The following is a 9,659-nucleotide window of genomic DNA, read 5'->3' as shown; positions in this document are numbered from 1 at the left end:
GCCGCTTGCCGCTTGCCGCTCGGAAGCCAAGGTGGGCGCCGCCGCCGCACTTCGCTATAATCGCCGCCTTGCTGTGCCTGGCGGGTATGCTTTTCCCTGCAGGCGCCTGACAAACCTCGGCTTTACTGGGCCTGAAAGGATCACCATGTTCGAAAACCTGACCGACCGCCTGTCACAGACGCTGCGCCACGTCACCGGCAAGGCCAAGCTGACTGAAGACAACATCAAGGACACGCTGCGCGAAGTGCGCATGGCCCTGCTCGAGGCCGACGTCGCCCTGCCGGTGGTCAAGGATTTCGTCAACAGCGTCAAGGACCGTGCGGTCGGCACCGAAGTGTCGCGCAGCCTCACCCCGGGCCAAGCGTTCGTCAAGATCGTGCAGGCCGAGCTCGAAAGCCTCATGGGCGCGGCCAACGAAGACCTGGCGCTCAATGCCGCCCCGCCTGCCGTGGTACTGATGGCCGGCTTGCAGGGCGCCGGCAAGACCACCACCGCTGGCAAGCTGGCGCGCTTCCTCAAGGAGCGCAAGAAAAAGAGCGTGATGGTGGTGTCCGCCGACGTCTATCGCCCGGCGGCGATCAAGCAGCTGGAAACCCTGGCCAACGACATCGGTGTCACCTTCTTCCCGTCCGACATCAGCCAGAAGCCGGTGGCCATTGCCGAAGCGGCCATCCGCGAAGCCAAGCTCAAGTTCATCGACGTGGTCATCGTCGACACCGCCGGCCGCCTGCACATCGATGCCGACATGATGGCCGAGATCAAGGCGCTGCACGCTGCGGTCAAGCCGATCGAAACCCTGTTCGTGGTCGACGCCATGACCGGCCAGGACGCCGCCAACACCGCCAAGGCCTTTGGCGAGGCGCTGCCGCTGACCGGCGTGGTATTGACCAAGGTCGACGGTGACGCCCGTGGCGGTGCTGCGCTGTCGGTGCGTGCCATTACCGGCAAGCCGATCAAGTTCATCGGTATGGGTGAAAAAACCGAGGCCCTCGAGCCGTTCCACCCCGACCGTGTGGCCTCGCGCATCCTGGGCATGGGCGATGTACTCAGCCTGATCGAGCAGGCCGAGCAGACCATCGACAAGGCCAAGGCCGACAAGCTCGCCAAGAAGCTGAAGAAGGGCAAGGGCTTCGACCTCGAAGACTTCCGCGACCAGCTGCAGCAAATGAAGAACATGGGCGGCCTGGGTGGCCTGATGGACAAGCTGCCGAGCATCGGCGGGGTCAACCTGTCGCAGATGGGCAACGCCCAGGGCGCGGCCGAGAAGCAGTTCAAGCAGATGGAAGCGATCATCAACTCCATGACCCCGGCCGAGCGCCGCGACCCTGACCTGATCAGCGGTTCGCGCAAGCGCCGTATCGCCCTGGGTTCCGGTACCCAGGTGCAGGACATCGGCCGGCTGATCAAGCAGCACAAGCAGATGCAGAAGATGATGAAGAAGTTCTCTGCCAAGGGCGGCATGGCCAAGATGATGCGCGGCCTGGGCGGTATGCTCCCGGGCGGCGGCATGCCCAAGCTGTAACACGTATTCCGGGTGCCTGCCTTTCGTCGGGCAGGCACCCAGAACCCCCGCCATGGCGGGGCAACGGCCGCGAATTTCGCGGCGCAACCGGCAAATCTGGACGGCGGGGCGGTGCCTTGCCGAAAAAGTCATTTGCAAATGTCCGTGTATTCCCCGAGAATATGCGGCCTTTTGGGCACCCGTGTGCCTATTTGGCATTCAGATTTGCAGTAAAAACTGCAACACCGACTATAGGAACGATGTTCACATGGTAACCATTCGTCTGGCCCGTGGCGGCTCGAAAAAGCGCCCATTCTACCACCTGACCGTGACCAACTCGCGTAACGCCCGTGACGGCCGTTTCGTTGAGCGCGTTGGCTTCTTCAACCCGATCGCATCGGGCGCCGAAGTCAAGCTGTCGGTCAACCAGGAGCGCGTCACCTACTGGCTGAGCCAGGGCGCACAGCCGTCTGAGCGCGTTGCTCAGCTGCTGAAGGACGCTGCCAAGGCCGCTGCCTGAAACGTATGAACGCGACGCCAGAAAAGGCTGACGACCTCATCGTCGTTGGCAAGATTTTTTCGGTTCACGGCGTTCGCGGCGAGGTGAAGGTGTATTCCTTTACCGATCCGATTGAAAACCTGTTGGATTATCCGCGCTGGACGCTTCGGCACGAAGGCAAGGTAAAGCAGGTCGAGCTGGTCAGCGGTCGTGGCTCCCAAAAGGGCCTGGTCGTGAAACTGAAAGGCCTCGATGATCGTGATGAAGCCCGGCTTCTGAGCGGTTACGAAATCTGCATTGCGCGGAGCCTTTTGCCCAACCTGGCTGCCGACGAGTACTACTGGTATCAGTTGGTGGGTCTGAAGGTCATCAACCAGGACGAACACCTGTTCGGCAAGGTCGATCACCTGTTGGAGACTGGCGCGAACGATGTAATGGTGGTCAAGCCCTGTGCGGGCAGCCTGGATGATCGCGAGCGGCTGTTGCCCTATACGGAGCAATGCGTGCTGGCAATCGACCTGGAAGCAGGCACGATGCGGGTTGAGTGGGACGCGGATTTCTAAACGATGGGTAACCTTCGCGTAGATGTCATCACGTTGTTCCCCGAGATGTTCTCGGCCATCACGGAGTACGGCATTACCAGCCGCGCGGTGAAACAAGGGTTGCTTCAGGTGACTTGCTGGAACCCGCGGGACTACACCACAGATCGTCACCACACGGTAGATGATCGGCCGTTTGGCGGTGGTCCGGGCATGGTGATGAAAATCAAGCCTCTGGAAGATGCACTGGTTAGCGCCAGGCAGGCAACCGGAGCTGCGGCGAAGGTGATCTACCTTTCGCCACAAGGCCGCAAGCTGACTCAGCAAGCGGTCAAAGGCCTGGCCGAACAGGAGTCGTTGATCCTGATCGCCGGTCGTTATGAGGGCATCGACGAGCGCTTTATCGAGGCTCATGTCGATGAGGAGTGGTCGATTGGTGACTTTGTGCTTTCCGGTGGCGAGCTGCCGGCCATGGTACTGATCGATGCGGTTACGCGGCTGCTGCCCGGAGCTTTAGGGCATGTGGACTCGGCGGAAGAGGATTCCTTTACCGACGGTCTGCTTGATTGCCCGCACTACACCCGGCCTGAGGTGTATGCGGATCAGCGTGTTCCCGACGTGTTGCTAAGTGGCAACCATGCACACATCCGGCGTTGGAGGATGAAGCAGTCCCTTGGTAGGACCTTCGAACGACGCGCCGATCTTCTGGAAAGTCGCTCGCTTTCTGGAGAAGAGAAGAAGCTGCTCGAGGAATATCTCCGCGAGCGGGACGATAGTTAAACGTATCGATGGTGGATCGCGTATCCATCTTAGGAGCACAGCATGACCAACAAGATCATCCAGCAGCTCGAAGCCGAGCAGATGAGCAAGGAAATCCCGACCTTCGCACCAGGCGACACCGTTGTCGTTCAGGTTAAAGTGAAGGAAGGTGAGCGTTCCCGTCTGCAGGCGTTCGAAGGCGTCGTTATCGCCAAGCGTAACCGCGGTCTGAACAGCGCCTTCACCGTGCGCAAGATCTCCAGCGGCGTTGGCGTAGAGCGTACCTTCCAGACCTACAGCCCGCAAATCGACAGCCTGGCCGTGAAACGTCGTGGTGACGTGCGTAAAGCCAAGCTGTACTACCTGCGCGACCTGTCCGGCAAAGCCGCTCGCATCAAGGAAAAACTGTCCTGAGTACAGTTTGCCCGGTGGCCGAGGCCGCCTAGCGAGAGAAAAGCAGCCTTCGGGCTGCTTTTTTGCTTTTTCAACCTTCAGAAGATCGAATTGCGATGACTACCCGAGACCAGGAAATTCAGCGCCGCACCGAACTGTCGGTTACCCGCGTGACCAAGGCGGTGTTCCCCAACACCACCAACCACCACAACACCCTGTTCGGCGGTACTGCGCTGGCCTGGATGGACGAGGTGTCGTTCATCGCTGCCACGCGCTTCTGCCGCCTGCCGCTGGTGACCGTGTCCACCGACCGCATCGACTTCAAGCACCCGATCCCGGCGGGCTCGATCGTCGAGTTGGTGGGCACGGTGATCAAGGTCGGCAACACCAGTTTGCAGGTGCAAGTGGATGTGTTCGTAGAAAACATGTACCTGGACGGCCGTGAGCGTGCAATCCATGGGGTGTTCAGCTTTGTCGCCATCGACGAGGACAAGCGCCCGGTGCCGGTTTTGCCCCAGGCCTGAGTTCTTCTGCACTGGCCCTTTCGCCGGCGCGCTCGCTTCTACAAGCCATGCAAAGCATTCAAAGCCTGTGCAGGCCCTGTGGGAGCGGGCGTGCCCGCGAAGAGGCCGGTACAGACAACCCCCAGGCTGCTGTGAAACACTAGCCCCATCTCCAACACCCAGCAGCCCTGAATGCCCGCCCTAGACCACCCCCTGATCGACCAGTTCCTCGACGCCCTGTGGCTTGAGAAAGGCCTGTCCGACAACACCCGCGTGTCCTACCGCAGTGACCTGGCCCTGTTCAACGGCTGGCTGCATGAGCGCTCCGTGGCGCTGCCCGACGCTGGCCGCGACCTGATCCTCGACCACCTGGCCTGGCGCCTGGAGCAGGGCTACAAGCCGCGTTCCACGGCACGTTTCATCTCCGGCCTGCGCGGCTTCTTCCGTTACCTGTTGCGGGAAAAGCTGGTGGCCATCGACCCGACCTTGCAGGTCGACATGCCGCAACTGGGCAAGCCTTTACCCAAGTCGCTGTCCGAAGCGGACGTCGAAGCCCTGCTGCAGGCCCCGGACCTGGGCGAGGCCATCGGCCAGCGTGATCGCGCCATGCTCGAAGTGCTGTACGCCTGTGGTCTGCGCGTCACCGAACTGGTCAGCCTGGCCCTCGACCAGGTCAACCTGCGCCAGGGCGTGCTGCGGGTCATGGGCAAAGGCAGCAAAGAGCGCCTGGTTCCCATGGGCGAAGAAGCCGTGGTATGGCTGGAGCGCTACCTGCGCAGTGGCCGTGCCGAACTGCTCAATGGCCGCCCCAGTGATGTACTGTTCCCCAGCCTTCGCGGCGAGCAGATGACCCGCCAGACCTTCTGGCACCGCATCAAGCACCATGCCCGCGTGGCCGGTATCGACAAGCCGCTGTCCCCGCATACGCTGCGCCATGCCTTTGCCACCCATTTGCTCAACCATGGCGCCGACCTGCGCGTGGTGCAGATGCTGCTGGGCCACAGCGACCTGTCGACCACGCAGATCTACACCCATGTGGCCAAGGCTCGCCTGCAACAGTTGCACGCCCAGCACCACCCGCGTGGATGAATGTTTTTCATGTTCCGCCGACCGGTCCTTGCCAGGCCCTTCACCAGCAGCGTGATGTGGTAGGCTTGGGCGGTTTGCACCAAGGGCCGCACGCTCACCGCTCTTTTTCGCCGGTGGCGCCCTCCGGTCCCTGTCCGCCTTCAGGAGTTCCCATGCGCGTGACCCAGTTTTTCGCCGCCGCCGCGTTGGCGCTGGCCAGTACCTTTGCGCTTGCCGCGGCAACCGACAGCAATACCGGTGCCGAGCAGGCCATCCGTAAATCACTGCAAAACCTCGAGCTGGAAGTACCCGTGGAAAGCGTGGCCAGCAGCCCGCTGAACGGCCTGTACGAAGTCAAGCTGCAGGGCGGCCGGGTGCTCTACGCCAGCGCCGATGGCCAGTTCGTGATGCAGGGTTATCTGTTCCAGATCCAGAACGGCAAGCCGGTCAACCTTACCGAAAAAACCGAACGCCAAGGCGTGGCCAAGCTCATCAACGGCATTCCAGCCGCCGAGATGGTGGTTTATCCTGCCAAGGGCGAAACCAAGTCGCATATCACCGTCTTTACCGACACCACCTGCCCGTACTGCCACAAGCTGCACGCCGAAGTGCCTGAACTGAACCGCCGCGGTATCGAAGTGCGCTATGTCGCCTTCCCGCGCCAGGGCCTCGGTTCGCCGGGTGACCAGCAATTGCAGGCGGTGTGGTGCTCCAGCGACCGCCGCGCGGCGATGGACAAAATGGTCGAAGGCGAGGAAATCAAGGCGGCCAAGTGCGCCAACCCGGTCGGCAAGCAGTTCCAGCTGGGCCAGTCGATCGGTGTCAACGGCACGCCGGCCATCGTGCTGGAAAGCGGCCAGGTCATTCCGGGCTACCAGCCGGCGCCACAGGTCGCCAAGCTGGCGCTGGCCAAGTAATCCAATTCAGTACGCCGTCGTCATGGGGTGACGGCATGTTTCACGGTCGGCAAGGTGCCGGCCGTTCAATGGGGAGTTCACAGTGAAACCGGTCAAAGTAGGCATCTGTGGGTTGGGGACCGTCGGTGGCGGAACCTTCAATGTACTTCAGCGCAACGCCGAGGAGATTGCCCGTCGTGCCGGGCGCGGTATTGAAGTGGCACAGATCGCCATGCGCTCGCAGAACCCGAACTGCCAGATTACCGGTACCCCCATTACCGCTGATGTGTTCGACGTTGCGAGCAACCCCGAGATCGACATCGTCATCGAGCTGATCGGCGGCTACACCATCGCCCGCGACCTGGTGCTCAAGGCCATCGAGAACGGCAAGCACGTGGTCACCGCCAACAAGGCGCTGATCGCCGTGCACGGCAACGAAATCTTTGCCAAGGCCCGCGAAAAAGGCGTGATCGTCGCCTTCGAAGCGGCCGTGGCCGGCGGCATTCCGGTGATCAAGGCCATTCGTGAAGGCCTGTCAGCCAACCGCATCAACTGGCTGGCCGGCATCATCAACGGTACCGGCAACTTCATCCTCACCGAAATGCGCGAGAAGGGCCGGGCCTTCCCCGATGTGCTGGCCGAAGCCCAGGCGCTGGGCTACGCCGAAGCCGACCCTACCTTCGACGTCGAAGGGATCGATGCTGCGCACAAGCTGACCATCCTCGCCTCCATCGCGTTCGGCATTCCGCTGCAGTTCGACAAGGCCTATACCGAAGGCATCACCCAGCTGACCACCGCTGACGTGAACTACGCCGAGGCCCTCGGCTACCGCATCAAGCACCTGGGCGTGGCCCGGCGCACCGCTGAAGGCATCGAGTTGCGCGTGCACCCGACCTTGATCCCCGCCGACCGCCTGATCGCCAACGTCAACGGCGTGATGAACGCCGTGATGGTCAACGGTGACGCCGCCGGTTCGACCCTGTACTACGGTGCCGGTGCCGGCATGGAGCCAACCGCCTCGTCGGTGGTTGGCGACCTGGTCGATGTGGTCCGTGCCATGACCTCCGACCCGGAAAACCGCGTACCGCACCTGGCCTTCCAGCCCGATTCGCTGTCGGCCCACCCGATCCTGCCGATCGAAGCCTGCGAGAGCGCCTACTACCTGCGTATCCAGGCCAAGGATCACCCAGGCGTGCTGGCCCAGGTGGCCAGCATCCTTTCCGAGCGTGGTATCAACATCGAGTCGATCATGCAGAAGGAAGCCGAGGAACAGGACGGCCTGGTACCGATGATCCTGGTCACCCACGGCGTGGTCGAGCAGCGCATCAATGATGCCATCGTCGCCCTGGAAGCCCTGCAGGACGTGGTCGGCAAGGTTGTGCGCATTCGCGTCGAGCAGCTCAATTAAGCGGCAAGCCTCAAGCTGCAAGCTGCAAGTGAAGGCAGTGCAGTTTTGAGGCTTCGAACAGAGTTAATTCGCGGGAACAGCGAGATGCAGAGCACAAGAGCAAGGCCAGTCGGCTTTTCTTGTAGCTTGCCGCTCGCAGCTTGCCGCTCAAATCAAAGGTTTGCACCCATGCGCTATATCAGTACCCGCGGCCAGGCACCGGCCCTGAATTTCGAAGACGTGCTGCTGGCTGGCCTGGCCAGTGACGGCGGCCTGTATGTGCCGGAAAACCTGCCACGTTTCACCCAGGAAGAAATCGCTTCGTGGGCCGGCCTGCCGTACCACGAACTGGCCTTCAGGGTCATGCGCCCGTTCGTTGAAGGCAGCATCGCCGACGCCGACTTCAAGAAGATCCTCGAAGAAACCTACGGCGAGTTCGCCCACGCAGCGGTGGCCCCGCTGCGCCAGCTGAACAGCAACGAATGGGTACTCGAGCTGTTCCACGGCCCAACCCTGGCGTTCAAGGACTTTGCCTTGCAACTGCTCGGGCGCCTGCTCGACCACGTGCTGGCCAAGCGCAACGAGCGCGTGGTGATCATCGGCGCCACCAGTGGTGACACCGGCTCCGCGGCCATCGAAGGCTGCCGCCGTTGCGACAACGTCGACATCTTCATTCTGCACCCGCACCAGCGCGTGTCGGAAGTACAGCGCCGGCAGATGACCACCATTTTCGGTGACAACATCCACAACATCGCCATCGAAGGCAACTTCGACGATTGCCAGGAAATGGTCAAGGCCAGCTTCGCCGACCAGTCGTTCCTCAAGGGCACCCGCCTGGTGGCCGTGAACTCGATCAACTGGGCGCGCATCATGGCCCAGATCGTCTACTACTTCCATGCCGCCCTGCAGTTGGGTGGGCCGTCGCGTTCCGTGGCGTTCTCGGTGCCGACCGGCAACTTTGGCGACATTTTTGCCGGCTACCTGGCGCGCAACATGGGCCTGCCGGTCAGCCAGCTGATCGTGGCCACCAACCGCAACGACATCCTGCACCGCTTCATGAGCGGCAACCAGTACGTCAAGGAAACCCTGCACGCCACCTTGTCGCCGTCGATGGACATCATGGTGTCGTCCAACTTCGAGCGCCTGCTGTTCGACCTGCACGGCCGCAACGGTGGCGCAATTGCCGAACTGATGGCCAACTTCAAGCAGGGTGGCGGCTTCAGCGTCGAGCAGGACCGCTGGACCGAAGCCCGCAAGCTGTTCGATTCGTTGGCCGTCAGCGACGAGCAGACTTGCGAGACCATCGCCGAGGTGTTCGCCGCCACTGGCGAGGTCCTCGACCCGCACACCGCGATCGGCGTCAAGGCCGCCCGTGAGTGCCGCCGCAACCTGGACACGCCGATGGTGGTGCTGGGTACCGCGCACCCGGTCAAGTTCCCTGAAGCGGTAGAAAAGGCCGGTGTGGGCAAGGCACTCGAGCTGCCGGCGCACCTCAGCGACCTGTTCAGCCGTGAGGAGCGTTGCACGGTGCTGGCCAATGACCTGAAAGCGGTACAGGGCTTTGTCAGCCAGCATGGCAACCGCGGCAAGCCATTGTAATGGGTGTGCCTGGGGCTGCTGCGCAGCCCCGTCGCGATACAAGGCCGCTCCTGCAGGCAACCGCGTTGGCTTCAGCTGACGCGGTATAGCCAGTTCCCGCAGCTTAATCAGAATCATCCTATTCAGGCGGCATTCACCAGCGCCTAAATTAGCCGGTCCTCCCATCAGGAGCGGCTCATGCACCAGACCGTCGTGTTGATTCATCAGGCACGCCCATCGCACCAGATCCTGCTGCACCAGGCCCTCAACGCCCAAGGCGTGTTCGCTGTGCGCATCAGCGCGACCACCGCTGAACTGGATGCCCGCCTTGGCGCCGAACGCCGCCCAGACCTGCTGATTCTCGACCATGCCATGCCAACCAGGGCCGGCCGTGCCCTGCTCGCACGGCTGACACAGGCCCGTGCCCTGTTGTTCGTCGGCCAGCCTGCGCCGCAGCGTTTCGACCTGGCCCAAGAGGCGCGCAAGCAAGGCCTGTGGGTACTCGCCGAGCTGCCCTGGCCGTTGTCGATGCCGCG

General features: G+C 62.1%; 11 protein-coding genes. All 11 read left to right on the top strand.

Annotation, left to right across the window (positions count from 1 at the left end):
- Positions 1-145: 145 nt before the first annotated feature.
- Positions 146-1,522 (top strand): signal recognition particle protein, encoded by a 1,377-nt coding sequence (ffh, locus tag G1E_RS25510; protein WP_009683441.1) that lies wholly within the window; start codon positions 146-148, stop codon positions 1,520-1,522.
- Positions 1,523-1,769: 247 nt separating this feature from the next.
- The gene (rpsP, locus tag G1E_RS25505; protein ID WP_008094480.1) at positions 1,770-2,021 is read left to right on the top strand and encodes a 30S ribosomal protein S16; all 252 of its coding nucleotides are present in this window, start codon (positions 1,770-1,772) and stop codon (positions 2,019-2,021) included.
- Positions 2,022-2,026: 5 nt separating this feature from the next.
- Positions 2,027-2,563 carry a ribosome maturation factor RimM gene (gene rimM / locus G1E_RS25500; protein WP_009683442.1) on the top strand — a complete coding sequence of 179 codons (537 nt, stop codon included), beginning with the start codon at positions 2,027-2,029 and terminating at the stop codon, positions 2,561-2,563.
- 3 nt (positions 2,564-2,566) lie between these two features.
- Positions 2,567-3,319, top strand: coding sequence for a tRNA (guanosine(37)-N1)-methyltransferase TrmD (gene trmD / locus G1E_RS25495; protein WP_009683443.1), 753 nt, complete (start codon positions 2,567-2,569; stop codon positions 3,317-3,319).
- A gap of 42 nt (positions 3,320-3,361) precedes the next feature.
- Positions 3,362-3,712, top strand: a complete 351-nt coding sequence (rplS, locus tag G1E_RS25490) for a 50S ribosomal protein L19 (protein WP_003252148.1) — start codon at positions 3,362-3,364, stop codon at positions 3,710-3,712.
- 95 nt (positions 3,713-3,807) lie between these two features.
- Positions 3,808-4,215 carry an acyl-CoA thioesterase gene (locus G1E_RS25485; RefSeq protein ID WP_009683444.1) on the top strand — a complete coding sequence of 136 codons (408 nt, stop codon included), beginning with the start codon at positions 3,808-3,810 and terminating at the stop codon, positions 4,213-4,215.
- Between the two features lie 171 nt (positions 4,216-4,386).
- The gene (gene xerD, locus G1E_RS25480) at positions 4,387-5,283 is read left to right on the top strand and encodes a site-specific tyrosine recombinase XerD (RefSeq protein ID WP_009683445.1); all 897 of its coding nucleotides are present in this window, start codon (positions 4,387-4,389) and stop codon (positions 5,281-5,283) included.
- A 152-nt stretch (positions 5,284-5,435) separates the two neighbouring features.
- Entirely contained in the window at positions 5,436-6,179 is a 744-nt protein-coding gene (locus G1E_RS25475) for a DsbC family protein (protein WP_009683446.1), read from the top strand.
- Between the two features lie 82 nt (positions 6,180-6,261).
- A complete protein-coding gene (locus G1E_RS25470) occupies positions 6,262-7,566 on the top strand; it encodes a homoserine dehydrogenase (RefSeq protein WP_009683447.1) in 1,305 nt (434 codons plus the stop codon).
- A gap of 168 nt (positions 7,567-7,734) precedes the next feature.
- Positions 7,735-9,144, top strand: coding sequence for a threonine synthase (gene thrC / locus G1E_RS25465; RefSeq protein WP_009683448.1), 1,410 nt, complete (start codon positions 7,735-7,737; stop codon positions 9,142-9,144).
- Between the two features lie 177 nt (positions 9,145-9,321).
- On the top strand, positions 9,322-9,659 hold a 338-nt coding region (locus G1E_RS25460), incomplete at its 3' end, for a response regulator transcription factor (RefSeq protein ID WP_047150236.1).

Origin of the sequence: Pseudomonas sp. TJI-51 (genome assembly GCF_000190455.2) — a bacterium.
GTDB lineage: Bacteria > Pseudomonadota > Gammaproteobacteria > Pseudomonadales > Pseudomonadaceae > Aquipseudomonas > Aquipseudomonas juntendi.
This window is presented reverse-complemented; position numbering and strand designations above follow the sequence as displayed.